Here is a 26,396-nt window from a genome sequence, read left to right on the forward strand (position 1 = left end):
CATTTGTGGATGACACGCGCGCCATGTTGCACAGGTGAGGTATGGCTGGCTAGCGGTGAAGTGTTTCGGGCTTTTGCCTGTTTGGATGTAAGAGTTGGATTTTTTCAAAGCAGGAAGGCGGGAAATATCTTGTGGGAGTTGGCTTGCCAGCGATTACATGAACGCGGTGCATCAGGTGACCGCATTCGTTGTATCGCTGGCAATTCAGCTCCCGCAAGCGTCCAGGGCCAACCTATCTTATTCCTGAATAGCTGTAGGCCAGCTGTCAGACGGCTTCAAGTTTGGCGTAGCCCATCATCAGCCACTTGCTGCCCTCGGAGAAGTTCACCTGCACCCGCGCCTGTGCGCCTGCGCCCTCGAAGTTGAGGATGACACCTTCGCCGAACACCGCATGCTTGACCAACTGGCCGAGTTTGAATTCGGTTTCCGGGATCTCCGAGCCACCGAACAGACTGCTGGCACTCTGCTTTTGACCGCCGCCGAAAGGACGACTGACACTGTTGGAAAGTCGAACTTCCTGAATCAGTCCTTTCGGCACCTCACGCACGAAACGTGAAACCTTGTTGTAAGTTTCGGCGCCGTACAGGCGACGGGTTTCGGCGTAGGTCATCACCAGGTTATGCATCGCCCGGGTGATGCCCACGTAGGCCAGACGACGCTCTTCTTCAAGGCGGCCGGGCTCCTCCAGGCTCATCTTGTGCGGGAACAGACCTTCTTCCATACCCACCAGGAAGACGTACGGGAACTCCAGGCCTTTGGCGCTGTGCAGCGTCATCAGCTGGATGCCGTCTTCGTGCTCTTCGGCCTGGGTGTCGCCCGCTTCCAGCGACGCGTGCCCGAGGAAGGCGGCCAATGGCGACAGTTCTTCATCTTCGTCATTGTTTTCGAAGTTGCGTGCCGCGCTCACCAGTTCCTCAAGGTTTTCTACCCGGGCCTGGCCTTTTTCGCCTTTCTCCGCCTGGTGGTAGGCAATCAGTCCGCTTTGCTCGATGACGGTCTGGGTCATCAGATGCAGCGGCATCTCCATGACTTTTGCCGAAAGATTTTCGATCAGCTCGATAAAGCCGGTGATGGCGCCAGAAGCGCGACCGGGCAAAGCCTTGTTGGCGATGAGCTGGCGCATGGCTTCCCACATCGACACATCGCTGTGGCGTGCGTGCTCACGAATGGCCTCGACGGTTTTTTCGCCAATGCCGCGAGCCGGGACGTTAATTACCCGCTCCAGTGCTGCATCATTGCCACGGCCTTCAAGCAGGCGCATGTAGGCCATGGCGTTTTTAATTTCGGCGCGTTCGAAGAAGCGCTGACCGCCATAAATACGGTAGGGAATACGCTCGCGCAGCAACGCTTCCTCAAGCACCCGGGACTGGGCGTTGGAGCGGTACAGAATGGCGATATCGCTGTGGGAAAGACCGGTTTTCAGGGCGCTTTCGATGGTTTCGACTACATACCGTGCTTCGTCGTGCTCATTGAAGGCCGCGTACAAATTGATCGCTTCGCCTTCGCCGCCGTCGGTCCACAGTTCTTTGCCCATGCGCCCGGTGTTGTTGGCAATCAGGGCGTTGGCCGCTTTGAGGATGCCGGCACTGGAGCGATAGTTTTGTTCCAAACGAATGGTTTCGGCGTCCGGGAAGTCGGTTGAATACTGATAGATGTTTTCAATCTTGGCGCCGCGCCAGCCGTAAATCGACTGGTCGTCATCGCCCACCACCATCAAGCTGTCGCCGCCCTGGGCCAGGAGTCTGAGCCAGGCGTACTGAACGGCGTTGGTGTCCTGGAATTCGTCCACCAGAATGTGCCGGAAACGCTTCTGGTAATGCGCCAGCAGCCCCGGGTTGTCGCGCCACAGGTCGAGGGCGCGCAACAGCAGCTCGGAGAAGTCGATCACACCGGCGCGCTGGCACGCGGCTTCATAGGCTTCGTAAATATTGCGCATGGTGGCCAGGAACAAATCGCCGCTGGCCTGAATGTGTTTGGGGCGCAGGCCTTCATCTTTCTGGCCGTTGATAAACCATTGCGCCTGACGCACCGGCCAGCGCTGTTCATCGAGGCCCAGCTCGCGAATCACCCGTTTGACCAAGCGTTGCTGGTCATCGCTGTCGAGAATCTGGAAGGTCTGGCTCAGCCCGGCTTCTTGCCAGTGAGCACGCAACAGGCGGTGAGCCAGGCCGTGGAAGGTGCCTACCCACATGCCGGCCGGGTTGATACCCATCAACTGTTCGATGCGATGACGCATCTCGGCAGCGGCCTTGTTGGTGAACGTCACCGACAGTACGGAGTGGGGCGACGCGTTTTCGACCTGGATCAACCAGGCGATACGGTGCACCAGCACACGGGTTTTGCCGGAACCTGCGCCGGCCAGAACCAACTGACGCCCGACACTGGCCGTGACGGCCTGACGTTGGGCATCGTTGAGAGAATTTAATAATAGAGAGAGATCATCGCGCATCGGGCCATTCTAGGGGGAGCAGGCAAACCGGGCAAACCCCAATCCGTGTCGGGCATTGCTTTGCCGGTTGTGATGAAAAGCAGGGCCGGCAGTGAACGGAGTGTGCGGATGAATTCGTGCCGCTGTTTTCGTCTATTTGGTAGCAGGCGTTGCTTGTGTATGCTCGGGAAACTTTTTGGCTCATCCACTAATTAAGAATTTTGCCAATGATTCAGGGTTTTAGCTCGCTGGGTGGTGTTATTGGCATAGGGTCCGGTATTTTTCTGGCGCTGGTGGGTGTGCTCGGCTGGAAAATCAATCAGGACCGACACATACGTCGTCGGCATCACCAGAAGGTGTTTGAAGACCTGCAGCAAGCCAACGTCCTGAGTAAACAGCTCAACATCGAACTGGCGCGTGAAGTGGAGCAGCGGCGATTGGCCGCAACCGTGTTTGAAGCGGCCGGCGAAGGTATCGTGATTCTCGACCCGGCTTACAAAATGCTGGCGGTCAATCAGGCGTTCAGTCATATCAGTGGCTATGCGGTTGCAGAGCTGACCGGGCGCCGGGTCGATGAGCTGGCCTGCAGCCGCGATGCCTGTCGTCATTTTCCAGCCATTCAGGCCTTGCTTGGCCTGCATGACAGCTGGCAAGGGGAGTTGGTTGAAACCCGCAAAAACGGCGAACTCTATCCTCAGTGGCTGCAACTCAAAGTGGTGCGCGACGGGGCCGGGAGTGTCAGTCATATCGTGGCCTTTATCAGCGACCTTTCAGCGCGCCGCATTTCTGAGGTGCGGGTGCGCCACCTGACCCATTTTGATGAGCTCACCGGTCTGGCCAATCGCCTTTTATTCAAGGAGCGTCTGGAGGAGGCCAGCCAGCGGGTGCGTCAAGGTTCACGCAACCTGGCGCTGCTGCACATCGATCTCGACCGTTTCAAGCTGCTCAACGACAGTCTTGGGCATGAACTGGCAGACCAGGTGCTGCAGCAAGTGGCAGAGCGCCTCACCAAGGCCTTGCCCGAGGCCGACACCATTGCGCGCCTGTCGGGCGATGAGTTTGCTGTCCTGTTCGATACCTATGCCAGCCTGACCAGCCTGGCGCGGGTGGCCACCCGCTTGTTGAGCAAACTCAGCCGCCCGTTGCTGATTGATGGCCATGAACTGGTGATCAGTGCGTCGATGGGGATCAGCCTGTTGCCCGACAGCGCCCGAGACATTGCGACCCTGGTCAATCAGGCAAGCCAGGCCATGCAGCAAGCCAAGCACGTGGGCGGCGGTACTTTTCAGTTTTTTAGTCACAGTCTGCAACACAGTACCCTTGAGCGTTTTCAGCTGGAAAACCAACTGCGTAAAGCCATCGCCGAAGGCCAGCTCAACGTTTTCTATCAACCCAAGCTGTGCCTGCGTACGGGACGTCTGCATGCGGCCGAAGCGTTGGTGCGTTGGGACCATCCCCAGTTGGGCAGCGTGCCACCGAGCGACTTTATTGCCCTGGCTGAAGAGACCGGCCTGATCGGTGCCATCGGCGAGTTTGTGCTGCGCGAAGCCTGTCGTCAGGCCTGTGAGTGGCAACGTGCGGGGCTGGCTGCGATACGGGTTTCGGTCAACCTTTCGGGGCATCAGTTGCGCCAGGGCAAGCTGGTCAGCCTGGTGCGTCAGGTGCTCGAAGAAACCGGGCTGGCGCCGCACTGCCTGGAGCTCGAATTGACTGAAAGCCAGCTGCTGGACAATGTTGAACACGTCATCACGACCTTCCAGCTGCTCCATGAGTTGGGGGTGAAGCTGGCGATCGATGACTTCGGCACCGGTTACTCATCCCTCAGCTACCTCAAGCGGTTTGCCGTGGATTACGTGAAGATCGATCAAGTATTTATTCGCGGTGTCGGACGCTGCAGCGAAGACGATGCCATTACCATTGCGATTATTGCCATGGCCCACAGCCTGGAGCTCAAGGTGGTGGCTGAAGGTGTTGAAGATGAGGTGCAACTTGGGTTTCTCAGGAGCCAGGGATGCGACGAGGTTCAGGGTTACTTGATCAGTCGTCCGGTAAACGCCACGGCTTTAGGCGATTTGCTGCGCACCGGTGTCGTTGTTATGTAGTGCCAAAAAGAGCTACATGGCGGGAAGTACTGGAGCAGGACGATGTATTGGTTGGGCAGAAAGCGATTTCTTGTAGTATAACTACAAGATTGCTACATCCCCGGCGCCCGCCGCTTACAGACCGAGTCCTGCCCTTTGAACCTGCTGCAACATATCGCCCAGTCACGCCACCTGTTACGTAAATCGGAACTCAAGGTCGCCGATCACGTGCTGCTTGATCCTGCGGCTGTAATGCACAGTTCCATGGCTGATCTGGCTCACAGCGTCGGCATCAGTGAGCCCACGATCGTGCGTTTTTGCCGCGCGATTGGCTGCTCCGGGTTTCAGGACCTGAAACTCAAGCTGGCCCAAAGCCTGGCCGCTGGCGCCAGCTTTGGTCAGTTCGCGATTCATGAAGACGACTCGGTTGCCGATTACAGCCTGAAAATTTTCGACACCACGCTGCACACCTTGATGGACGTGCGCGAAAAGCTCGACCCGGTAGCGTTGCAGCAAGCCGTGACGGCCATGTCCCAGGCGCAGCGGGTCGAGTTCTATGGTTTTGGTGCCTCTGGCGCTGTAGCGGCGGATGCCCAGCACAAGTTTTTCCGCCTGCTGCTGACCGCTGCTGCCTACTCTGACCCGCACATGCAGGCGATGTCGGCCGTAACCCTGAAGCCTACTGACGTGGCGATTTGCATCTCACAGTCCGGCCGCTCCAAAGACCTGCTGATCACTGCCAACCTGGTGCGCGAAAGTGGCGCCACCCTGATCACGTTGTGTCCAAGCCAAACGCCCCTGGCCGAGCTTTCGACCATCAACCTGGCGATCGATGTTCACGAAGACACCGAAATCTATACCCCGCTGACGTCGCGTATTGCCCACCTGGTGGTGATTGACGTGCTGGCGATGGGGGTTGCCATGGCCCGCGGTCCAAGCCTGGTCAACCACCTCAAAAGCGTTAAACGCAGCCTTCGCAGTCTGCGCCTGTCACCCAAGTCGCTAAAAAGCCACGACGATTAAGCGCCGTACAATCACTGCAGGAGCGAGCTTTTGATCTTTAAAAGATCGCGAGGCAAGCTCGCTCATGCAGATAAGGCACTTTGTCAGCCTTCATTTTCCTGTCATCCTCCTTTCGCCAAGTCGTCATAAACAAAGTCCATCGTGAAACTCCCGTACACGCCTTGGGAGACTCGAAATGGCCCAGCCTTACGAAGAACGCAACAGCGCCGTCAAAACCCGTCGTCAACAAGAAGACCAGCGGCGCATGGCCTTCCGTCGTGCGATTGAAGACCGTACGAATCAGCGTCAGTTGAGTATGGAAACTGCCGATTATCCCGACCTCAACTCGCTTAACTACTGGCAGGCTATTTCGGCAAGTGACCGTCGAAACGCTCAACCAGTGCGCTGATTTGCAGGCGTTCACTGCGAATAAAGTCCAGAAAAGCATGGGCCACCGGTGACAGGCGCTTGGCTTTGGCCTGCACCACGCACCAGCTGCGATACAGCGGCAACTCCTCGACCGGCAGCTCGCGCAGCAGTCCGGTCGCCAGCTCCAGGCTGACGGCGTGGCGCGTCAACAGCGCCACTCCCAGCCCGGCCACTGCGCATTCACGCTGGGATTCGTTCGATGCCACTTCCAGTGTGTGATTGAAGTGCACGCGCTTTTCCTTGAAATATTCTTCGCAGGCCATGCGCGTGCCCGATCCCTGCTCGCGCATCAGCAGGGTGTAAGGCTCCAGATCCTGTAAACGTAACGGGCCCAGAGCGCACAGCGGGTGGTCCGCCGGGACCACGGCAACAATCGGGTTATTCAAAAACGGCAAAAATTCCAGGCCCATGTCTTGCGGCACCATCGACATGATCACCAGGTCGTCGCGGTTGTCCGACAGCCTGCGCACGGCCTGTGCGCGATTGACCACGGTGAGCTGCAAATTGACTTCCGGATGCTGGCGCTTGAATGCGGCAAACAAGTGCGGGACGAAATACTTGGCGCTCGATTCAACCGCCAGTTTCAGCTGCCCCTGCAGTGACCCCAGCATGTCGGAGAGCTGCATATCGAGATTTTCCAGGCGCCCGAAAATATCTCGACTGGCCAGCTGAAGCGCTTCAGCGGCCTCGGTCATGTACAGCTTTTTACCGACGTAATCGAATAAAGGCTGCCCGATCAGCTCTTCCAGCTGCCGAATTTGCAGACTGACGGCGGGTTGAGTGAGAGACATTTCTTCAGCTGCACGGCTGTAAGAGCGCAGATCGCAGACTTCGTTAAAAACTTGAAGCTGCCTAAAAGTGATACGCATCAATGACTTACGCATTTTTTGTAAGTTATCCGGCTGAGCAAGTCATTCAACTATAAGTCTTTGCTTATGCATCACCCAAGAAATATTGATTTTTGTTTATCTCTGCGTGGGTCTAGTGTGAGCCCACAACGGTTCAGACACATTTGGACACGTGCCGACCTGGTCTAGCAGGTCGTTTGTTCCATAGGCTTTAGGAAAACTCCAAGTGATAAAAAAGATCCTGATCGCCAACCGCGGAGAAATTGCCGTCCGCATCGTGCGTGCATGCGCCGAGATGGGTATCCGCTCTGTTGCGGTCTATTCCGAAGCTGACCGGCATGCCTTGCACGTCAAGCGCGCCGATGAAGCGCACAGCATTGGCGAAGACCCGCTGGCCGGCTATCTCAACCCGCGCAAGCTGGTGAACCTGGCCGTTGAAACCGGTTGTGATGCCTTGCATCCCGGTTACGGTTTTCTGTCAGAAAATGCCGAACTGGCTGACATTTGCGCCGAGCGCGGAATCAAGTTCATTGGTCCGTCCGCTGAAGTCATTCGCCGCATGGGCGACAAGACCGAAGCGCGCCGCAGCATGATCAAGGCCGGTGTGCCGGTTACTCCGGGCACTGAAGGCAACGTTGCCGATATCCACGAAGCACTGATCGAAGGCGAGCGCATCGGTTACCCGGTGATGCTTAAAGCCACATCGGGTGGCGGCGGTCGCGGGATTCGTCGTTGCAACAGCCGCGAAGAGCTTGAACAGGCATTCCCCCGGGTTATCTCCGAAGCCACCAAAGCCTTTGGCTCGGCTGAAGTGTTTCTCGAAAAATGCATCGTTAACCCCAAGCACATCGAGGCGCAGATTCTCGGCGACAGTTTCGGCAACGTGGTGCATCTGTTCGAGCGTGATTGCTCGATCCAGCGCCGCAACCAGAAGCTGATTGAAATCGCCCCAAGCCCGCAGTTGACCCCGGAGCAGCGCGCCTACATCGGCGACCTGTCCGTGCGCGCAGCCAAGGCGGTGGGTTACGAGAACGCCGGTACCGTGGAGTTCCTGCTCGCCGAGGGCGAGGTGTACTTCATGGAGATGAATACCCGGGTGCAGGTCGAACACACCATCACCGAAGAAATCACCGGTATCGACATTGTTCGCGAACAAATTCGCATCGCCTCCGGCCTGGCCCTGTCGATCAAGCAGGAAGACATTCATCACCGCGGATTTGCCCTGCAATTCCGGATCAATGCCGAAGACCCGAAAAACAATTTCCTGCCCAGCTTCGGCAAGATCACCCGTTACTACGCGCCCGGCGGGCCTGGCGTGCGTACTGACACGGCGATCTATACCGGTTACACCATTCCCCCGTATTACGACTCCATGTGTCTGAAACTGGTGGTGTGGGCGCTGACCTGGGAAGAAGCGATGGACCGTGGTTTGCGCGCCCTCGACGATATGCGTCTGCAGGGGGTCAAAACCACCGCCGCCTATTACCAGGAAATTCTGCGTAACCCGGAATTCCGTAGTGGCCAGTTCAATACCAGCTTCGTAGAAAGCCACCCTGAACTGACCAACTATTCGATCAAGCGCAAACCCGAAGAGCTGGCCCTGGCCATCGCCGCCGCCATTGCCGCCCACGCAGGCCTGTGAGGAATATTTTCATGTCCAATAAGATCTTTGTAACTGACACCATCCTGCGTGATGCTCACCAGTCGCTGCTGGCCACCCGCATGCGCACTGAAGACATGCTGCCGATTTGCGACAAGCTCGACAAAGTCGGCTACTGGTCGCTGGAAGTCTGGGGCGGCGCCACCTTTGATGCCTGCGTACGCTTCCTTAAAGAAGACCCGTGGGAGCGTCTGCGCCAGTTGCGCGCAGCCTTGCCTAACACGCGCCTGCAAATGCTGTTGCGTGGCCAGAACCTGCTCGGCTACCGCCACTACAGCGATGATGTGGTCAAAGCCTTCGTTGCCAAGGCGGCGGTTAACGGCATCGACGTATTCCGTATCTTTGACGCCATGAATGACGTGCGCAACCTGCGCGTCGCCATCGAGGCGGTCAAGGCGGCTGGCAAGCATGCCCAGGGCACCATCGCCTACACCACCAGCCCGGTGCACACCACCGAGGCCTTTGTGGCCCAGGCCAAACAGATGGAAGCCATGGGTTGCGACTCGGTGGCGATCAAGGACATGGCCGGCCTGCTGACCCCGTACGCCACGGGCGAGCTGGTCAAAGCGCTGAAGGCTGAAATCGGCCTGCCGATCTTTATCCACTCCCATGACACTGCCGGTCTGGCCGCCATGTGCCAGCTCAAGGCCATCGAAAACGGTGCCAGTCATATCGACACCGCGATCTCCAGCTTCGCATGGGGCACCAGCCACCCGGGTACCGAGTCGATGGTTGCCGCCCTTAAAGGCAGCGAATACGACACTGGCCTCGACCTGGCGCTGCTGCAGGAAATCGGTCTGTACTTCTACGCCGTGCGCAAAAAATACCACCAGTTTGAAAGCGAATTCACCGCGGTCGACACCCGGGTTCAGGTCAATCAGGTGCCGGGCGGGATGATCTCCAACCTCGCCAACCAGCTCAAAGAGCAGGGCGCGCTGAACCGCATGAGCGAAGTGCTGGCCGAAATCCCGCGTGTGCGTGAAGACCTGGGCTTCCCGCCGCTGGTCACCCCGACCTCGCAGATCGTCGGCACCCAGGCGTTTTTCAACGTACTGGCCGGCGAGCGCTACAAAACCATCACCAACGAAGTGAAGCTCTACCTGCAGGGCGGCTACGGCAAAGCGCCGGGCGTGGTCAACGAGCAGTTGCGTCGTCAGGCCATCGGCAACGAAGAGCTGATCGACGTGCGTCCAGCGGACCTGCTCAAGCCGGAAATGGTCAAGTTGCGTGGCGAAATCGGCGCGCTGGCCAAGTCCGAAGAGGACGTGCTGACCTACGCCATGTTCCCGGATATCGGTCGCAAGTTCCTCGAGGAGCGTGCTGCTGGCACCCTGGCGCCGGAAGTGCTGCTGCCTATTCCTGAAGCGGGCGGCGTGAGCAGCGCCGGTGGCGAAGGCGTACCGACCGAGTTCGTGATCGACGTCCACGGTGAAAGCTATCGCGTCGACATCACCGGTGTGGGCGTCAAGGCTGAGGGCAAGCGCCACTTCTACCTGTCCATCGACGGCATGCCCGAAGAAGTGGTGTTCGAGCCGCTCAACCAGTTCGTCGGCGGTGCATCCAGCAAACGCAAGCAGGCCAGCGAGCCGGGGCACGTCAGCACTGCCATGCCGGGCAACATTGTCGATGTACTGGTCAAGGTGGGCGACACCGTCAAGGCTGGCCAATCGGTACTGATTACCGAAGCGATGAAAATGGAGACCGAAGTACAGGCCGCCATCGCTGGCAAGATCCTCCTCATCCATGTGATCAAAGGCGATCGCGTCAACCCGGGCGAAATCCTGATCGAAATCGAAGCCTGATACCGCCTTTGATCCAAACGCTTTAAACCTCGGGGGAGCATGTGCTCCCCTTTTTTTTGCCTGCAATTTGAGGTACGTACAGACCTGCAGGAACGAGATTGCTCGCGGGGTTTGTCAGCTCATCACCCATAAGGGCTGAATGGCGGGTGCAGAAATGACCCGGTTAAACCCCCGTAAAGTTTTAACCCCTTCCAGACACAAAAACGCCCGACAGTCCTTGTCGGGCGCATTGATCAAATTTTATACAGTTGCTGCCCTGCATTCTTCCAGAGACTTGATCTGGCCACTTTCTGGTTGGTTATCCAGTGCCAGCCATTTTTCAAAGCCTGCCGCTATAGCGGGCCATTCCGTACCGATAATGCTGTACCACGTGGTATCACGATTTTTGCCTTTGACCACCATATGCTGGCGGAAGACGCCTTCGTATGTGTACCCGAGTCGTACTGCAGTACGTTTCGATCTGGCGTTGTCATTGTTGCACTTCCACTCCAGACGTCGATTGCCCAGGGCGAAAGCCTCCTTCGCCAGCAAGTAGACCGCCTCGGTACTTTTCGGCGAGCGCTGCATCGGCGCGCCGAACGTGACGTGGCCGATCTCTATGCGTCCGTGTTCGGCAACAATGCACATCAGGCTGATGGTGCCCTGGGCCTGGCCACTGGCCTGATCGACGACGGTATAGAAGTGCGGGTCGCGGCTGGCCGCGTTGTTCTGCAGCCAGGCATCAAATGCCGGGCGTTCATTGAAAGGCCCGTACGGCAAGTAATCCCACAGCTTGGGATCGCCCTCGGGGCCTTGTAAGGCTAGCCATAATTCATCGCCATGACGGGCCGGGTCGAGCTTTTCCAGACGAATGAAGCGTCCTTCGAGTGTTCGCGTATCCGGGGTTCTGGCTGGCTGCCAATGTTGTAGATCTTCAGGCATTGCGCGTTCCTTTCATGACAAGGCTTTGCGAAATTGAATAAAGCCGGGGCGCTCGGCTATTCGCTCATAGAGCTGAATGGCGGTAGTGTTGGTCTCGTGGGTCAGCCAGTGCACCTTGGCGCACTGATTGTCTTTGGCGGTGGCGTATACATGCTCGATCAACAAGCGCCCGGCACCGGTGCCGCGCACCTGGGGGCTGACAAACAGGTCTTGAAGGTAGCAGGAGTTTCCAATGCTCCAGTTGGAGCGGTGATAAATGAACTGCACCATGCCTACAGCTTCGTTGCCCTTCCAGGCGAGCGCCAGGTGGGTCGGTTCGGCCGGGTCGAGAAAACGCTCCCAGGTCGACTGGCTGACTGCGGCGGGCAGTTCGGTTTTATAGAAACTCAAATACGCCTGCCAGAGCGGCAGCCATTGATCGTGATCGGCGGCGCTGGCGGGTTTGATCTGCAGTGGCTGAGCCATGTTGCTATTCCTTAGCAATTAATTGAGCGAGGGCGTGGTCTTGCGGGTTGTTGCTGGCCAGCAGTCCATTGCGCACACCGGTCTGGTCGGCGGCGCTGCGGTTCTGGCTGAGTTTGCGTTTACCGTTGAGGCGGGTGATCGGCAGGCTGAAACCCACAATCGCCTTGAGCATGCTGTCGATGTAATCCCGGGGGGCGTCGCTGACGGACCACGGCTCGGCGCGACCGGCTTCGTGCTTGTTGCTCAGGCGACTGACCAGGGCCAGCAGGCGCTCGGCATCATCGAACACCTGGGCCTGGCCGTAGGCGTGAACGGCAAGGTAGTTCCAGGTGGGTACGGATTTGCCGTCTTCAGCTTTGCTGGGGTAGAAGGACGGACTGACATAAGCCTGCTCCCCGGCAAAAATAACCAGCGCCTCGGCGCCTTGCGCAAGTGCCTGCCAATGCGGGTTGGCACGGGCAAGGTGGCCATACAGCGTGCCGTTGGGGCCTTCGTCCGGGTTCAGCAGCAGTGGTACATGGCTGGCGACCAGTCCCTGGCTGCCATGGGTCACAAGCACGGGCAACGGGGTGGCCTGCATCTGCTGATGCAAGAGGTGAATGTCACTTTCTGCGAAGGCGCGGGGCACGTACATAGAAATTTTCCTTGGCGAATGACTGCATCCTAGGCAGGCTATTGGCTCGTTGTAAGAGCCATTAATGGTCATTTTTATAGGTCCAATCCATGCCGGATTCAGCGCTGTCCATCGCCTTCAACCCTGCCGGTATCGAGCTTGATCCAAAAAAAGGCCTGACCCGCCAGCTCTATCAGGCATTGCGCCAGCGGGTACTGGATGGCCGCCTTGGCAGTGGCTCGCGGTTGCCGGCGAGTCGCGATCTGGCGCTGGCGCTCGGCATCTCCCGAAACAGCGTGGTGCGGGCCTATGACCAGTTGTATGCCGAGGGCTTTCTCGAGGGGCGAATCGGTGATGGCACTTATGTCGCGCAGTTGCCGGAAAAAGCCCTCCCGCGAAAAAAGTTGTCCACCAACTTGTCCACAGGGTTTTCAACAGGCTTATCCCCAGGGTTATCCACAAAAAAGACCGGTTTACCTGTAATTACGTCCAGTAAAGTTATCCACAGCACTGCTTTGGACAGGGTTGGCCAGCACTCGCTTGACCTTCCTCCGAGCGGAGTTCCGCGAGCTTTCCGGGTGGGGGTGCCAGCCTTTGACTTATTCCCTTTCGAGGTCTGGAGCAAGCTGCAGGCGGCTTTTTGGCGTAAGCCGGACTTGCAGCAGCTGTGTTATGGCAATCCGGCAGGGGATGAGCGGCTGCGTGAATTAATTGCCGTCTATTTGCGCACATCCCGTGGTTTATCGTGCTCGGCCGATCAAATTTTGATCACCAGTGGCGCGCAGCAAGGAATTAGCCTTTGTGCACAGCTGCTGGTTGAGCCTGGCGACGGGGTGGCGGTCGAGAATCCCGGCTACCGCGCAGCGGCCCATGCCTTTGCGATTGCAGGGGCAAAAATGCAGGGCATAGCGGTCGATCAGGAGGGTATGGATTGCTCGGCACTCAAGCAGTTGAATAACTGCCGGCTGGCCTATGTGACGCCGTCCCACCAGTACCCGACGGGTGTCACCATGAGTCTGGCCAGGCGCCTTGAGTTGCTGGACTGGGCCGAGCGCAACCAGGGCTGGATCATCGAAGACGACTACGACGGCGAGTACCGTTACTGCGGGGCCCCGCTGGCCCCGTTGGCGGCACTGGACCGTCAGGGGCGGGTGATCTATGTCGGCACCTTCGGCAAAGTGGTGTTCCCGGCCTTGCGTCTGGGGTACCTGGTCTTGCCCAAGGGTTTGATTGAGCCTTTCGCCCGGCGGCGCTCCCTGGATATGCGGCATTCGGAGGTCAGTACCCAGGCCGTGATGGCGGAATTCATGGCTGCCGGGCACTTTCAGCGGCATATCCGGCGCATGCGGCGTGCGGCCTTGAGCCGGCGTAATGCATTGTTGGCAGATTGGCCCCAGGGAATAGCAGGGATGGGGCCGGTGCCGAGCATTGCAGCGGGGCTGCATGTGACGGTGCCGGTCATAAGTTTCGAGCGCGAACAGCAATTGCTGGCTCAGGCCAAAGCGGCCGAGGTGGAGATCAACGGTTTGAGTGGCTACTGGCTGCAAGACTCGAGCGTGCCTGTGGATAAACGTGCAGGGCTGGTGCTGGGTTTTGCCGCGGTGCCTGAGGCCGATATCAAGGCAGCGCTGGCCCGCCTGGGCAAGGTCTGGGTGTAGGAGCGAGCTGTTGGTTGCTGCGCGGTAAAGCTCGCTCCTGAAGGTTCGGGGGCTTATCGGGCGCTTTCGAACCCCTCGAGCACATTGACCGCATTGATCCCGATTTCTTCTACCGCGTAGCCACCCTCCATCACGAACAGCGTCGGTTTGCCCAGGCGTGCAATACGTTCGCCCATGCGCAGATAGTCCGGGCTATCGAGTTTGAACTGGGAGATAGGGTCGTTCTTGAAGGTGTCCACGCCCAGAGAAACCACCAGCACATCAGCGTCGTAACCTTCGATTTCGCCACAGGCCAGTTCCAGCGCCGCGCTCCAGCGCTCCCATGCCGACCCGGCCGCCAGCGGATAGTTGAAGTTGAAGCCTGCACCCGGACCTTCGCCCAGTTCGTCTTCATAGCCCAAAAAGAACGGGAATTCGGCTTCGGGATGGCCGTGGATCGAAGTGAACAGCACGTCGTTGCGTTCATAGAAAATCGACTGCGTACCGTTGCCGTGGTGATAGTCCACGTCGAGGATCGCCACTTTTTTACCACCCTGGTCCAGGAAGGCCTGAGCGGCAATCGCGGCATTGTTGAGGTAGCAATAACCGCCCATCAAATCGCCTGCGGCGTGGTGCCCCGGTGGACGGCACAGGGCGAAAGCACTGGGGGCGCCGTTCTGGATGGCGGCCTGGGCGGTGAGTGCAACCTGGGCTGCGCTATAGGCTGCGCGCCAGGTGCCCGCTGTAATCGGGGCGCCGCCATCGAAACTGTAATAGCCTAGTTGGCCGTGCAAGCTGGCAGGCACTATGGCGCGCAGGGTGCGGGCAGGCCAGGTGTAGGGCATCAAGTCGCCGTCAAGACCCTGTTCGGCCCAGCGCGCCCAGGCGCCCTCGAAAAAATCCAGATATGCCGCGCTGTGCACACGCAGGATCGGATCGCGTCCGAAGTCTTGCGGGGCTTGCACCGGCCCCAGCTCACGGGTTTGAACGCGCTGCAGAATATGGTCGGCGCGGGAGGGCATTTCAAAGCAGGGCATCAGTTGCCCGTCTATCAATTCACAACGGCCATGATGCAGATGGTGATCGTCCGAGTAGATAGTCAGCATTTTTCTTGTTCTCCGTAGGCTAGAGCGTTGGCCTACAGTCTTGCGGCAGCGGTTGTTTCAGAGAACGGCAGGAGCGGCCAAAAGGGGATAAATATGGCCGAAATCATTGACCGAAATTCGCCCCCTCAACCACTGAAACCTGTAGCAGCGAGCTCTTCCATGTCGCGATCAAGAGCTCGCGAGCAAGCTCGCCCCTACGGTTTTATTACGCGCGGAACTGGCTGGGTGCGACACCGCTCCAGCGTACAAACGCGTGGCGAAAACTCGCGGTTTCGCTAAAGCCCAGGGTTTCGGCAATCCGATAAATCGGCCATTCGGTTTCGTGGAGCAACAGCTTGGCGCGCTCGAAGCGCAATTCGTCGAGCAGCCCCTGATAGCTGCATCCGGCGTCACGCAGGTGCCGGCGCAAAGTGCGTGGCGAGCAGGTCATCTGCTCGGCCAGGCCCTCCAGCCCCGGTGCTGCATGCAGTTGGCCCTGGCGGATGCGTGACAGCCAGGTCTGACGGCCGGTGAACTCCAGGTTTTGTTTGCGGCAGCGCACGGCCATCGCCTGGTGGGTGATGGCATCGGCCAGCGGCAGAGGGTGATCGAGCCAGTGTCTGGCAAAGGCAAAGCCGTTGTCCTGAGCCTCGAACGTGCGTGTGCAGTCGAAGGTGCTGTTATAGCTTGCGTGATAGTCCGGCTTGCTATGGGCGAAGCGGGCGGCCAGCAGGGGTAACGGCTGCCCCAGCAGGTCCTGGCAAATAACGGTCAATGACACCAGGCAAAGTTGTGCATTGAACACGGCCAGCTGCGGATTTTCGTGATAGTGGTCAGCGCAGAACCACACGTGTTCGCCTTCGACCCTGAGGCTGAGCTCGAAAAGTGTTCCCAGTAGCGCCGGATAGCGCAAGGCCAGGCGTAAAGCGTCACCTAAGGTGGCACTGGTGAGCATGGCATAGCCGAGCATGCCGTAGGACGACACATGCATGCGTCGCCCCAGCTCAAGGCCTATTTCGCGGCGCAAGGCCACGGCGTTGGCGCACACCTGCATTTCCTGGCTGGCGGTAATGCGCGTGTCGGCGCGGCTCAGATCGGCGGCCCGAATGCCGCTGCCGGCCAGCAATGCTTCGCAGGACAGGCCTTCGGCCTCGAAGGTGCTGAGTACCAGCGATACAGCGTTGAGGGTAGTGAGGTGGGAGTGCAGCATGTTGGCTTCCTGCATGAGGGTGCAGGAAGCGAGCAAGTTGTGTGCCGGGGTGTGAAATAGATCCCGATGTAGCTCTGTACCCTGACGCTGTAGGAGCTAGCTTGTCTCGCGATCTTTTGATTTTTTAAAGATCGCGAGGCAAGCTCGCTCCTATAGATGGAAGGGGAGCTGGTTACGCCAGCTCGCCGCACAGATCCAGCTCGACCAGCTGACGCACTTCTGCCAGGGGCAAATCGGCCCCCAGTAATGCGTGCAGTTTGCCGAACGCCGCTTCCCGGGTCATGCCGCCGCCCGAGAGCACGCCGGCTTCACGCAAGCGGCTGCCCGCTTCGTACACGTCCAGTTCCACGCCACCTTCATGGCATTGGGTAATGGCGACCACCACTATGCCGTTTTGCTGCGCCCGTTGCAGGCTGGCGAGGAAGGCCGGATTGTCGCTGGGGCCGGTGCCGCTGCCGAAGCACTCCAGCACCAGCGCCTCAATCCCGCTATTGAGCAGGGCATCCAGTTGCGCCGCGCCAATCCCCGGGACCAGTGGCAGTACGCCGACACTGGCTTCGTGCCGGGGCTGGCGATACATCAGCTCACCCGGCAAGGTATTGGCCTTGGGGGTACCGCCATTGCGCTTGAGCGCGACAAACGGGTTGCGTCCGAAGCTGCGCACTTTGGCGCAGCGTGTCGGTGCCAGCAACGCGCCGTGGAAGTACAGCTGCACGCCGTGGGGCTGGCCTTGCCCCAGTGCGCTCAATGCACCGCTGACGTTTTCCCAGGCATCGCTGTCGGGCACACCCGCAGGCAGCATGGAGCCGGTGAACACTACCGGCGCCGGCAACCCCAGCAGTTGAAAGCACATCGCCGCTGCGCTGTAGGCCAGGGTGTCGGTGCCATGCAGGACCAATACCGAATCGCAGTCATCCTGTTCAACGGCTTCGATGATCGCGGTGCGCAGGCGCAACCAGTAGGCGGGCGTCATGTTGGCGCTGTCGATCAGTGGGCTCATCTCGCGAAAGCGCCACTGCGGTACTTGCAGCTGTGGCTGGCTGGCGAGGTAATCAGCCATGCGCGCTTCAAAGCCCGATGCCGGGGCCAGGCCGTTGGCGCTGGCTTGCATGCCGATGGTGCCGCCGGTGTAGAGCACCATGACGCGCTGGGCTGGGTGATGGGTGGCTGCAGTCATTTATGAGTCTCCATAAGCAAAAACGCGGCGGTTCTGATTAGAACCGCCGCGTGAGTGTCAGCGTTTTGTTTCTTCGCTCGTGACGGCCGGTCGTGGCGGCCAGGCCTTGAGGTCCAGATCCAGATCCGGGAATTTACTGGAATCGAACACCGGTGTCTTGATCCCTGCGCGACGTTGGTCGTCGTAGTCCTTGAGCACGCGCATGCAGACCTTGAACAGCATCGCCAGGGCGACCAGGTTGACGAACGCCAGCATGGTCATGGCGATATCGGCGAAGGCGAAGACGGTTTGCAGGTTTTCAATCGAACCCCAAAAAATCAGCACCAGTACCAGCACGCGATAACCGATCAGTGCCTTGCGGCTCTCACCGACCAGGAAACGCAGGTTGTTTTCACCCAGATAGTAGTTGTAGAGCATCGAGGTGAAGACAAACAGCGCCAGGGCCACGCTGATAAACACACGGCCCCATTCGCCGACGACGGCCGCCAGGGAGTTCTGGGTCAGGGCGATGCCGTCCCCTTCGAAGCCCGGGGTGTAGAAGCCGGACAGCAGGATCAGCAGCGCGGTGCAGGTGCAGATCACAAAGGTGTCGAGGAATACGCTGAACGCCTGAACCACGCCCTGGGCGATAGGGTGCTCGACATCGGCCACGGCGGCTACGTTCGGAGCACTGCCCAGGCCGGCTTCGTTGGCAAATACGCCACGCTTGACGCCCATCACGATCGCGCTGCCGATCAGCCCGCCAAACACCGGATCGAGGCCGAAGGCGCTCTTGACGATGTGGCCCAGCATGGCCGGCACGTGGTCGAATTGCAGCACGATCACGTAGAGGGTGACTGCGATGTAGGCCAGGGTTTTGACCGGTACCAGCAGGTCGGCAACCGAAGCGATACGTTTGATGCCGCCGATAAACACCAGCCCCAGCAGGATGGCGATGGCCAGGCCGGAGTAGTTGACCTCAAAGCCGAAGGCGTCTTGCAGCGAGTGGGTTACGGCGTGGGCTTGCAGGCCCATAAAGGCAAAACCGAAGGTGATCAGCAGCAGCACGGCCATCAGCTTGCCCATCCAGATTTTGCCCAGGCCGTACTTCATGTAGAAGGACGGGCCGCCGCGCAGTTGGCCTTCAGCGTCGCGACGCTTGTACAGCTGGCCCAGGGAACATTCGATCAGACTGCTGGACATGCCGACCAGTGCGGTCACCCACATCCAGAACACGGCACCGGGGCCGCCCAAGGTCACGGCAATGCCGACGCCGGCGATGTTGCCCGCACCCACACGGCCCGCCAGGCTCAGCATCAATGCCTGAAACGAGCTAAGTTCGCCGGCGCTGCTGCGCAGGCTGTCTTTGAAGACCGAAAACATGTGCAGGAAGTAGCGAAACTGTACGAAACGCGAGCGGATCGTGAAGTAGCCACCGAGCCCGACCATGAGCACGATTAGCACTTTCCCTGAGAGGAAGTCATTGATGACTTCAAGCATGGATTATTCCTCGCTGTTTTTATCTGATGGCAACACGGCCGAATCAGGATCGCTCATTACGCCCGGCAAGACAGGGCATAAAAGTAGGCGATCAAGGGAATCCCGGCCATGTTGCTGCTTGGTTTACGATGCTGTTTCCGCACTGTCGGTGGCCGCTGTTGCAGGGCCCACGCACGGGAAGAGGGCCGGCACTATACCTAGGAGTGTTGGAAGCGTCTGCATAAGTGATTGATTTTTCATGTGCGAGTCGTCTGAAAAGGCCTTGAATCCTGTCGTGTTTGCCCTCTTTGTTTGTCCTTTGTGGGAGCCGGTTCCCACAAAATTTGCGCAAAAAAAAGGGCCTGCAGACGTATCTGCAAGCCCTCAAAAGGTGAGAGGTGTCTAGTCCCTCGACCTGGTGAGCGTTGAGTTCTGTCGCAAAGTGCCTGGGCTTCGGTGATGCGGCGTTAAAAACACCCTCGGCAACTTTGCATTCAGAACTTTGTTACATGCATCAGGCCTTGAGAGGCACCAGACGCGGAGCAATCATGTTTTCCGGGCGCAGGATGTCGTCGAGCATGGCGTCGTCGAGCAAGCCTTCTTCGCGCACCAGTTCCAGCACGCCGCGGCCGCTTTCGAGGGCGATACGGGCGATGCGGGTGGCGTTTTCATAGCCGATGTAAGGGTTCAGCGCAGTCACCAGACCAATCGAATGTTCGACCAGTTCACGGCAACGTGCTTCGTTGGCGGTGATGCCAACGATGCAATGTTCGCGCAGCATGTCCATGGCGCGTTGCAGCAGGCGGATCGAGTCGAAGATCTTGAACGCGATCAGCGGCTCCATCACGTTCAGTTGCAGTTGGCCGCCTTCAGCCGCGATGGTCAGTGCCAGGTCGTTACCGATGATCTGGAATGCCACCTGGTTGACGGCTTCCGGGATTACCGGATTGACCTTGCCTGGCATGATCGAGCTGCCCGGCTGACGCGCTGGCAAGTTGATTTCGTTGATGCCGGTGCGTGGGCCGCTGGACAGCAGGCGCAGGTCGTTGCAAATCTTCGACAGTTTGACCGCGGTACGCTTGAGCATGCCGGAGAACAGGACGAAGGCGCCCATGTCTGAAGTGGCTTCGATCAAGTCGGCAGCAGGTACCAGCGGCTGGCCGCTGATGGTCGCCAGACGGGTCACGGCCAGGTGCTGGTAGCGCGGGTCGGCGTTGATGCCGGTACCAATCGCAGTACCGCCCAGGTTCACTTCGGTCAGCAACTCTGGCGCCAGAGTTTTCAGGCGGGCCAGATCTTCACCCAGAGTGGTGGCAAATGCGCGGAACTCTTGACCCAAAGTCATGGGTACCGCGTCTTGCAGCTGGGTCCGGCCCATCTTCAATACGTGGTTGAACTCGACGCCCTTGGCTGCGAATGCCTGAATCAGGCTATCGAGGCTGGCCAGCAGTGCATCGTGACCCAACAGCAGGCCCAGACGGATAGCCGTCGGGTAAGCGTCGTTGGTCGACTGAGCCATGTTCACGTCGTTGTTCGGGTGCAGGTACTGGTACTCGCCCTTCTGATGGCCCATGGCCTCCAGCGCGATGTTGGCGATGACTTCGTTGGCATTCATGTTGGTTGAAGTGCCAGCGCCGCCTTGAATCATGTCGACCACGAATTCATCGTGGAAATCACCGCGCACCAGACGTGCACAGGCTTCGCTGATGGCTGCGTGTTTGGCGTCGCTCAGATGGCCCAGCTCGCGGTTCGCGTCAGCTGCGGCTTGCTTGACCATGGCCAGGGCCACGACCAGCTTCGGGTAGTGCGAGATCGGAACGCCGGAGAGACGGAAGTTGTTCACCGCTCGCAGGGTCTGGATGCCGTAATACGCTTGAGCGGGTACTTCGAGTACGCCAAGCAGGTCTTTTTCAGTGCGGAAAGATGCAGCGGAGGACATGATAGAAATCATCTCGATAAGGACCCGGTCTGAGCCGGAACGCTGCGAATGCTAGGCCTGCAGACAAAATTGGGCCAATGCCTTTAAACACTATCCTATGCATAAACGGCATAATGACGACGTGACGCGACGGCCGCGTCGAACGTGTGACCCAATTTGGTGCGCGTCCGGGAGGACTCGATGAATCTCGAAAGTAAATGGTTAGAGGACTTCAGTGCCCTGGCCGCCACTCGCAGTTTTTCCCAGGCGGCAGAGCGTCGCTTTGTGACTCAGCCGGCCTTCAGCCGACGTATTCGCAGCCTTGAAGCGGCGCTGGGGCTGACCCTGGTGAATCGTTCCCGCACCCCGGTGGAGTTGACCGCGGCCGGCCAGCTGTTTTTGGTCACGGCGCGCACCGTGGTCGAACAGCTCGGCGAAGTCTTGCGTCACTTGCATCACCTGGAAGGCGGGCAGGGCGAGGTCATGCAAGTGGCTGCGGCACACTCCCTGGCGCTGGGTTTTTTCCCGCGCTGGATCGCTCAGTTGCGTAACGAAGGGCTGAACATCGCGACACGTCTTGTTGCGACTAACGTCGGAGACGCGGTGCATGCTTTGCGTGAGGGCGGCTGCGATTTGATGCTGGCCTTTTACGATCCGGATGCGGCATTGCAGATGGACCCGGAAATTTTCCCGTCCTTGCACCTGGGTAATACCGAAATGTTGCCGGTGTGTGCTGCCGACGCTGACGGCAATCCGCTGTTTGATCTGGAAGGCGATGCCAGTGTGCCGTTGCTGGCCTACAGCGCCGGGGCATTTTTGGGCCGTTCGGTGAATTTGTTACTGCGCCAGCGCAGCCTGCGCTTCACCACTATTTATGAGACCGCCATGGCCGACAGCCTTAAAAGCATGGCGCTTGAAGGGCTGGGCATCGCCTGGGTGCCGCGGTTAAGCGTGCGGGCGGAGCTTGAGCGCGGTGAGTTGGTGATCTGTGGCGGGCCCCAATGGCACGTGCCGCTGGAAATTCGCTTGTACCGCTGCGCCCTGGTGCGCAAGGCCAACGTGCGCTTGCTGTGGCGCAAGCTGGAAAATCCTTCAGCACCAGCCCAGGCGCCGGTGTAGTCGCTGCCCGGAGGTTTTCTGGCCTGACCTTGAAGTCAATAAAACCGGGCGTCGAAGCAGATTTCAGGATCAAAGACAGATGGTCGGGGAATATGCGTTTTGTTTACCTTTTTGGGTATACTGCGCGGCCTTCGGCTGGCTTGACCGGCCTTAATTTCTATAACAAGCCACGTCGGTTTCCCCACGTGGCTTGTTGTTTTTTGACGCGCCTGCGGGCGCCCAAGAGAAGAGGCGCGACGATGAGTGCACTGGTAGGCGTGATCATGGGCTCCAAGTCCGATTGGTCCACCCTCAGCCACACCGCCGATATGCTGGAAAAACTCGGCATTCCTTACGAAGTTAAAGTGGTCTCTGCCCACCGCACTCCGGACTTGCTGTTCCAGTATGCCGAAGAGGCCGAAGGCCGCGGGATCGAGGTGATCATCGCAGGTGCCGGTGGCGCTGCTCACCTGCCAGGCATGTGTGCGGCCAAAACCCACTTGCCGGTACTGGGTGTACCGGTGCAGTCGGCGATGCTGTCGGGCGTTGATTCGCTGCTGTCGATCGTGCAAATGCCTGCAGGCATCCCGGTTGCCACCCTGGCCATCGGCAAGGCGGGTGCGATCAACGCAGCGCTATTGTCGGCCAGCATCCTGGGCGCCAAGCACCCGCAGTTCCATACCGTATTGAAAGCATTCCGTGCTGAGCAGACAGACAGCGTTCTGGACAATCCAGACCCGCGCGAAGCCTGAGGTTTTTGACGATGAAAATCGGTGTAATCGGTGGCGGCCAACTGGGCCGCATGCTGGCCCTGGCGGGCACTCCGCTGGGCATGAACTTCGCTTTCCTTGATCCGGCGCCTGATGCCTGCGCAGCTGCGCTGGGTGAACACCTGCGTGCGGACTACAGCGACCCGGATCATTTGCGCCAACTGGCCGATGAAGTCGATCTGGTGACGTTTGAGTTCGAAAGCGTTCCTGCTGAAACCGTGGCCTTCCTGTCGCAATTCGTACCTGTTTATCCGAGTGCCGAAGCGCTGCGTATCGCCCGTGATCGCTGGTTCGAAAAAAGCATGTTCAAGGACCTGGGGATTCCGACGCCGGACTTTGCCGACATCCAGTCCCAGGCGGATCTGGATGCAGCGGTAGCCAGCATCGGGTTGCCGGCCGTGCTCAAGACCCGCACCCTGGGTTATGACGGCAAGGGCCAGAAAGTGCTGCGCACTGCGGCCGATGTCGAAGGTACCTTTGCCGAGCTGGGTAGCGTCGCCTGCCTGCTGGAAGGTTTTGTACCCTTCACTGGTGAAGTGTCGCTGATCGCCGTGCGCGGTCGTGATGGCGAGACCCGGTTCTACCCGCTGGTGCACAACACCCATGACCGCGGCATTCTCAAGCTGTCGGTTGCCAGCACCGATCACCCGTTGCAAGCGCTGGCCGAGGACTACTCGAGCCGTGTACTCAAGCAACTCGACTACGTCGGCGTGATGGCGTTCGAGTTCTTTGAAGTCGACGGTGGCCTCAAGGCCAATGAAATTGCCCCGCGAGTGCACAACTCCGGGCACTGGACCACTGAAGGCGCCGAGTGCAGCCAGTTCGAAAACCATTTGCGCGCCATTGCCGGTTTGCCGCTGGGTTCGACGGCCAAGGTCGGTGAGAGCGCAATGCTCAACTTCATTGGCAGCGTGCCGCCGGTAGAGCAGGTGATCGCGATTGCCGACTGCCATTTGCATCACTACGGCAAGGCCTTCAAGGTCGGCCGCAAAGTGGGTCATGCCAATCTGCGTTGTGCAGACCTGGCGACGCTCAAAGCGCAAATCCAGCGTGTTGAAGCGTTGATCGATCAAGCGTAAATCGTTAATTGGCGGGAACCATTCAGTGACCGCCACTCTCTGATGGCGTGATCCCAAAGTGCTGACTAGGCTTGGGTTTACGCCATCTACAGAGAGGAAGCGTCCATGGGCATCATCGGAACCATTTTTATCGGCTTGATCGTTGGCCTGCTGGCCCGTTTCCTGAAACCGGGCGACGACAGCATGGGCTGGATCATGACTATCCTGCTGGGTATCGGCGGTTCGCTGGCGGCAACATACGGCGGACAGGCACTGGGTATCTATAAGGCAGGCGAGGGTGCCGGCTTTATTGGTGCGGTGATCGGGGCGGTTATCCTGCTGGTGATCTACAACATGGTGTCGAAAAAGAGCTGATTGAATGGTCTGGCCCTCTCTGCGCTCGCCGCAGAGAAGGCTAGAATGCGCGGCGTCAGAAGCCCTCTTTGATTGAGACTGCCATGCGTCGTTTTGCTTTTATCTTTCTTTTACTGGGCTGTGGCCTGGTACACGCGGCGCAATTGCCCGAAACCGACTGGCTCGACCTGATGCCAAAGTCGGATCAAAAAGCCCTCGAACAAATGCCCGAAATCGACCATGACTCGCCCGAGGCCAATGGTACGTTTACTGCCAAGGGTGGTTTGAAGCAGAGCAAAGGCCTGCCGGGGGTCATGTATTCCAGTAAAACTGTGCCTGCCATGAACGGGAAAAATATCCGTTTGGGCGGCTATCCCGTGCCTTTGGAAACCGATGCCAAGGGGCGCAGTACCCTGTTTTTCCTGGTGCCGTACCCTGGCGCCTGCATCCACGTGCCGCCACCGCCGCCCAATCAGTTGGTGCTGGTGCGCTACCCCAAAGGCTTGAAGCTGGACGACATCTACACGCCATTGTGGGTGGTGGGCACGCTGAAGGTTGAGACAGTCAGTAATGATCTGGCGGATGCGGCCTATGCGCTGGATGCGAGCAAGGTGCGGGTGGTGGTTGAGGCGGATTTGTAAGGGATACGCAACTTAACTACGCGCAATCTGACTGTAGGAGCGAGCTTGCTCGCGAGCTGTTTAAAAAGCTCGCTCCTACAGGTTCAGGGTTTCAGGCGTTTGCTCGCAATACTGACACCCAGGGTATGGCTCGCACCCGGTTCCAGGGTGACCACGTCGTCCATCACGTTGGCGGTTTCGATGCAGAGCATGCGTTGCCAGCCATCATCGGCCATGTCGTCAAACTGTTCGGCCCGCTCGATCCACGGGTTCCAGATCACCGCCGTACGTGAGCCGCGGCTGGTGAGCTGAATGCTGCGGTGCCAGTCGTTATCGACAATGCTCAGCTGCTGCGGGGCGTCGAGGTAGATGCGGTCGGTTTCGCCGCTGAAGGTCAAATCGCCGGTCTGGCGGATCTGTTTCCAGTCTTGCAGCGTGTCGATATACGTCAGTGCGTCCAGCCCTTCGACATGCACCCTGCGTACATCGCTGACCGCAAAATAGCTGTGCAGCGCCTGGCTGATGGTGACCGGAATATCACTGCGGTTATGGCTGGTGAGACTGATGTGCAGCTGCGTGTCCAGGCGAATGCTCAGGGTCAGTGCGACATCGTGTGGCCACCCGGGCAGGCCGCCTTCGACGTGGGGCAGGCCCAGTTCGATGTGCAGTGCTTCACCGGCATCGTCGAACTCAAGGAGCTCCCATTCGCGGGTGCGCACCAGCCCATGGGCCGTTGCCGGCTCGTCTGACTGACGCATGGCTTTTACGCTTTGCGGGTTGCGTTCAAAATTGCCAAACCACGGCCAGCAGACCGGGACGCCGGTGCGGATGCCTTTGCCTGCCTTGTACTGGGCCTTGTCGTTAAGCCAGATGATCGGCGGCTCATCGCCTACCTGATAACTGAGCACCTGGGCGCCCTGTTTGGCGACCAATAGTTGGGCCTGACCATGCTGGAAGTGCCAGCACTCCAGTTCATCCAGGGTGACTGACTCAATGTGGTGCATGGCAGGCTCTCTATATCAGGGACTAGGACAGCAGTAGACAGGCAAAGCGCGGCGAGGTTTAACGGCGCGGCGGAACGGAGCGCGTGCGGCCGCTGCCATCGATGGCAACGAACACAAATACAGCTTCGGTGACTTTGCGCCATTCGCTGGACAGCGGGTCGTCGCTCCACACTTCGACCATCATCTGGATCGAGCTGCGGCCGATTTCCAGGGCCTGGGTGTAAAACGATAACTGGGCCCCGACTGCCACGGGCACCAGAAATGCCATGCGATCAATGGCAACTGTAGCCACACGGCCCCCGGCGACCTTGCTGGCCATTGCGGTGCCAGCGAGGTCCATTTGTGATACCAGCCAGCCGCCGAAAATATCGCCGAAACCGTTGGTTTCGCGCGGTAATGCGGTGATTTGCAAGGCCAGGTCACCTTGCGGGATTGGATCTTCTTGTTCGAGCTCTAGCATGCCTAAGGGCCTCTGACCCGTGATTCATCATGTGTATTGCGGGTGAATAAGCGTCATTAGAAAAACGATTCAGCCCGAACATACTACGTTCGTCACGTTCTTCATAAGCCGCACCAAGGGAAACTCTGTGGAATCAGCTGGTGAATGCCCTGCGAACGTTTCGCACAGCATTTTCAGAAGTCTCCAAATGTTTCTTACAGCCAACGAGTATATCGATCACTGGCTTGGCCGACGACCTTCGGATTCTGCTTTTTAAGCGAGGCGTGCGTCTAGCTCTGTGCTTTTGTAAACAATTTGT

Annotated in this window: 23 protein-coding genes; 11 read left to right on the top strand and 12 right to left on the bottom strand. The window is 58.7% G+C overall.

Annotated features, from left to right (window positions below; translation table 11 throughout):
- Nucleotides 1–265: 265 nt before the first annotated feature.
- The gene (uvrD, locus tag EQV90_RS18160) at nucleotides 266–2,449 is read right to left on the bottom strand and encodes a DNA helicase II (RefSeq protein ID WP_003438087.1); all 2,184 of its coding nucleotides are present in this window, start codon (nucleotides 2,447–2,449) and stop codon (nucleotides 266–268) included.
- 206 nt (nucleotides 2,450–2,655) lie between these two features.
- Here uvrD and EQV90_RS18165 point away from each other — a divergent pair, with 206 nt between their 5' ends.
- From EQV90_RS18165 to EQV90_RS18175, 3 genes are all read left to right on the top strand, one after another.
- The gene (locus EQV90_RS18165; RefSeq protein ID WP_003438089.1) at nucleotides 2,656–4,530 is read left to right on the top strand and encodes an EAL domain-containing protein; all 1,875 of its coding nucleotides are present in this window, start codon (nucleotides 2,656–2,658) and stop codon (nucleotides 4,528–4,530) included.
- Nucleotides 4,531–4,665: 135 nt separating this feature from the next.
- Complete coding sequence (gene hexR, locus EQV90_RS18170) at nucleotides 4,666–5,532, top strand: transcriptional regulator HexR (protein ID WP_003438091.1); 867 nt, start codon at nucleotides 4,666–4,668, stop codon at nucleotides 5,530–5,532.
- A 175-nt stretch (nucleotides 5,533–5,707) separates the two neighbouring features.
- Nucleotides 5,708–5,920 carry a hypothetical protein gene (locus tag EQV90_RS18175; protein WP_003438094.1) on the top strand — a complete coding sequence of 71 codons (213 nt, stop codon included), beginning with the start codon at nucleotides 5,708–5,710 and terminating at the stop codon, nucleotides 5,918–5,920.
- Here the strand turns inward: EQV90_RS18175 and EQV90_RS18180 are convergent.
- The gene (locus tag EQV90_RS18180) at nucleotides 5,877–6,824 is read right to left on the bottom strand and encodes a LysR family transcriptional regulator (protein WP_003438097.1); all 948 of its coding nucleotides are present in this window, start codon (nucleotides 6,822–6,824) and stop codon (nucleotides 5,877–5,879) included. The two genes, EQV90_RS18175 and EQV90_RS18180, sit on opposite strands and share 44 nt — an antisense overlap.
- A gap of 190 nt (nucleotides 6,825–7,014) precedes the next feature.
- Between EQV90_RS18180 and EQV90_RS18185 the strand changes: the two genes are divergently transcribed.
- Entirely contained in the window at nucleotides 7,015–8,430 is a 1,416-nt protein-coding gene (locus EQV90_RS18185; RefSeq protein ID WP_003438098.1) for an acetyl-CoA carboxylase biotin carboxylase subunit, read from the top strand.
- 11 nt (nucleotides 8,431–8,441) lie between these two features.
- Nucleotides 8,442–10,250: a sodium-extruding oxaloacetate decarboxylase subunit alpha gene (gene oadA / locus EQV90_RS18190; RefSeq protein WP_003438100.1), complete on the top strand. Its 1,809-nt coding sequence runs from the start codon at nucleotides 8,442–8,444 to the stop codon at nucleotides 10,248–10,250.
- Nucleotides 10,251–10,490: 240 nt separating this feature from the next.
- Here oadA and EQV90_RS18195 read toward each other — a convergent pair whose 3' ends face one another.
- The 3 genes from EQV90_RS18195 to EQV90_RS18205 are packed head-to-tail and all read right to left on the bottom strand — an operon-like array spanning nucleotide 10,491 to nucleotide 12,270.
- The gene (locus EQV90_RS18195) at nucleotides 10,491–11,171 is read right to left on the bottom strand and encodes a GNAT family protein (RefSeq protein ID WP_003438102.1); all 681 of its coding nucleotides are present in this window, start codon (nucleotides 11,169–11,171) and stop codon (nucleotides 10,491–10,493) included.
- Nucleotides 11,172–11,183: 12 nt separating this feature from the next.
- Entirely contained in the window at nucleotides 11,184–11,636 is a 453-nt protein-coding gene (locus tag EQV90_RS18200) for a GNAT family N-acetyltransferase (protein WP_240878516.1), read from the bottom strand.
- Nucleotides 11,637–11,640: 4 nt separating this feature from the next.
- The gene (locus EQV90_RS18205) at nucleotides 11,641–12,270 is read right to left on the bottom strand and encodes an FMN-binding negative transcriptional regulator (protein ID WP_003438106.1); all 630 of its coding nucleotides are present in this window, start codon (nucleotides 12,268–12,270) and stop codon (nucleotides 11,641–11,643) included.
- 89 nt (nucleotides 12,271–12,359) lie between these two features.
- On the opposite strand from EQV90_RS18205, the gene EQV90_RS18210 reads away from it, so the two are divergent.
- On the top strand, nucleotides 12,360–13,907 hold the full coding sequence (locus tag EQV90_RS18210) for a PLP-dependent aminotransferase family protein (RefSeq protein WP_240878517.1): 1,548 nt from the start codon (nucleotides 12,360–12,362) through the stop codon (nucleotides 13,905–13,907).
- A gap of 53 nt (nucleotides 13,908–13,960) precedes the next feature.
- Here the strand turns inward: EQV90_RS18210 and EQV90_RS18215 are convergent, their stop codons facing one another.
- The 5 genes from EQV90_RS18215 to aspA form a co-directional block, all read right to left on the bottom strand.
- Nucleotides 13,961–14,992 carry a histone deacetylase family protein gene (locus tag EQV90_RS18215; RefSeq protein ID WP_003438110.1) on the bottom strand — a complete coding sequence of 344 codons (1,032 nt, stop codon included), beginning with the start codon at nucleotides 14,990–14,992 and terminating at the stop codon, nucleotides 13,961–13,963.
- Nucleotides 14,993–15,197: 205 nt separating this feature from the next.
- Nucleotides 15,198–16,181: an AraC family transcriptional regulator gene (locus EQV90_RS18220; RefSeq protein WP_240878518.1), complete on the bottom strand. Its 984-nt coding sequence runs from the start codon at nucleotides 16,179–16,181 to the stop codon at nucleotides 15,198–15,200.
- A gap of 172 nt (nucleotides 16,182–16,353) precedes the next feature.
- Nucleotides 16,354–17,358, bottom strand: a complete 1,005-nt coding sequence (locus EQV90_RS18225; protein WP_003438114.1) for an asparaginase — start codon at nucleotides 17,356–17,358, stop codon at nucleotides 16,354–16,356.
- Between the two features lie 57 nt (nucleotides 17,359–17,415).
- On the bottom strand, nucleotides 17,416–18,837 hold the full coding sequence (locus EQV90_RS18230; protein ID WP_003438116.1) for an alanine/glycine:cation symporter family protein: 1,422 nt from the start codon (nucleotides 18,835–18,837) through the stop codon (nucleotides 17,416–17,418).
- A 493-nt stretch (nucleotides 18,838–19,330) separates the two neighbouring features.
- Entirely contained in the window at nucleotides 19,331–20,755 is a 1,425-nt protein-coding gene (aspA, locus tag EQV90_RS18235; protein WP_003438118.1) for an aspartate ammonia-lyase, read from the bottom strand.
- 180 nt (nucleotides 20,756–20,935) lie between these two features.
- Here aspA and EQV90_RS18240 point away from each other — a divergent pair, with 180 nt between their 5' ends.
- The 5 genes from EQV90_RS18240 to EQV90_RS18260 all read left to right on the top strand — a co-directional run bounded on the left by EQV90_RS18240 (nucleotide 20,936) and on the right by EQV90_RS18260 (nucleotide 24,655).
- Nucleotides 20,936–21,853 (top strand): LysR substrate-binding domain-containing protein, encoded by a 918-nt coding sequence (locus tag EQV90_RS18240; protein ID WP_003438119.1) that lies wholly within the window; start codon nucleotides 20,936–20,938, stop codon nucleotides 21,851–21,853.
- Between the two features lie 239 nt (nucleotides 21,854–22,092).
- Complete coding sequence (gene purE / locus EQV90_RS18245; protein ID WP_003438120.1) at nucleotides 22,093–22,584, top strand: 5-(carboxyamino)imidazole ribonucleotide mutase; 492 nt, start codon at nucleotides 22,093–22,095, stop codon at nucleotides 22,582–22,584.
- A gap of 11 nt (nucleotides 22,585–22,595) precedes the next feature.
- A complete protein-coding gene (locus tag EQV90_RS18250; RefSeq protein WP_003438122.1) occupies nucleotides 22,596–23,681 on the top strand; it encodes a 5-(carboxyamino)imidazole ribonucleotide synthase in 1,086 nt (361 codons plus the stop codon).
- Between the two features lie 105 nt (nucleotides 23,682–23,786).
- Nucleotides 23,787–24,035, top strand: coding sequence for a GlsB/YeaQ/YmgE family stress response membrane protein (locus EQV90_RS18255; RefSeq protein ID WP_003438124.1), 249 nt, complete (start codon nucleotides 23,787–23,789; stop codon nucleotides 24,033–24,035).
- 83 nt (nucleotides 24,036–24,118) lie between these two features.
- On the top strand, nucleotides 24,119–24,655 hold the full coding sequence (locus tag EQV90_RS18260; RefSeq protein WP_240878519.1) for a DUF3299 domain-containing protein: 537 nt from the start codon (nucleotides 24,119–24,121) through the stop codon (nucleotides 24,653–24,655).
- 83 nt (nucleotides 24,656–24,738) lie between these two features.
- On the opposite strand, the gene EQV90_RS18265 is transcribed toward EQV90_RS18260, so the two are convergent.
- Both EQV90_RS18265 and EQV90_RS18270 read right to left on the bottom strand, forming a co-directional pair.
- Nucleotides 24,739–25,638 carry a D-hexose-6-phosphate mutarotase gene (locus tag EQV90_RS18265; RefSeq protein ID WP_003438128.1) on the bottom strand — a complete coding sequence of 300 codons (900 nt, stop codon included), beginning with the start codon at nucleotides 25,636–25,638 and terminating at the stop codon, nucleotides 24,739–24,741.
- 58 nt (nucleotides 25,639–25,696) lie between these two features.
- Nucleotides 25,697–26,098 carry an acyl-CoA thioesterase gene (locus EQV90_RS18270; RefSeq protein ID WP_003438129.1) on the bottom strand — a complete coding sequence of 134 codons (402 nt, stop codon included), beginning with the start codon at nucleotides 26,096–26,098 and terminating at the stop codon, nucleotides 25,697–25,699.
- Nucleotides 26,099–26,396: the final 298 nt, after the last annotated feature.

Origin of the sequence: Pseudomonas sp. TMW22089, assembly GCF_022496645.1 — a bacterium.
GTDB classification, from domain to species: Bacteria; Pseudomonadota; Gammaproteobacteria; order Pseudomonadales; family Pseudomonadaceae; genus Aquipseudomonas; species Aquipseudomonas paraversuta.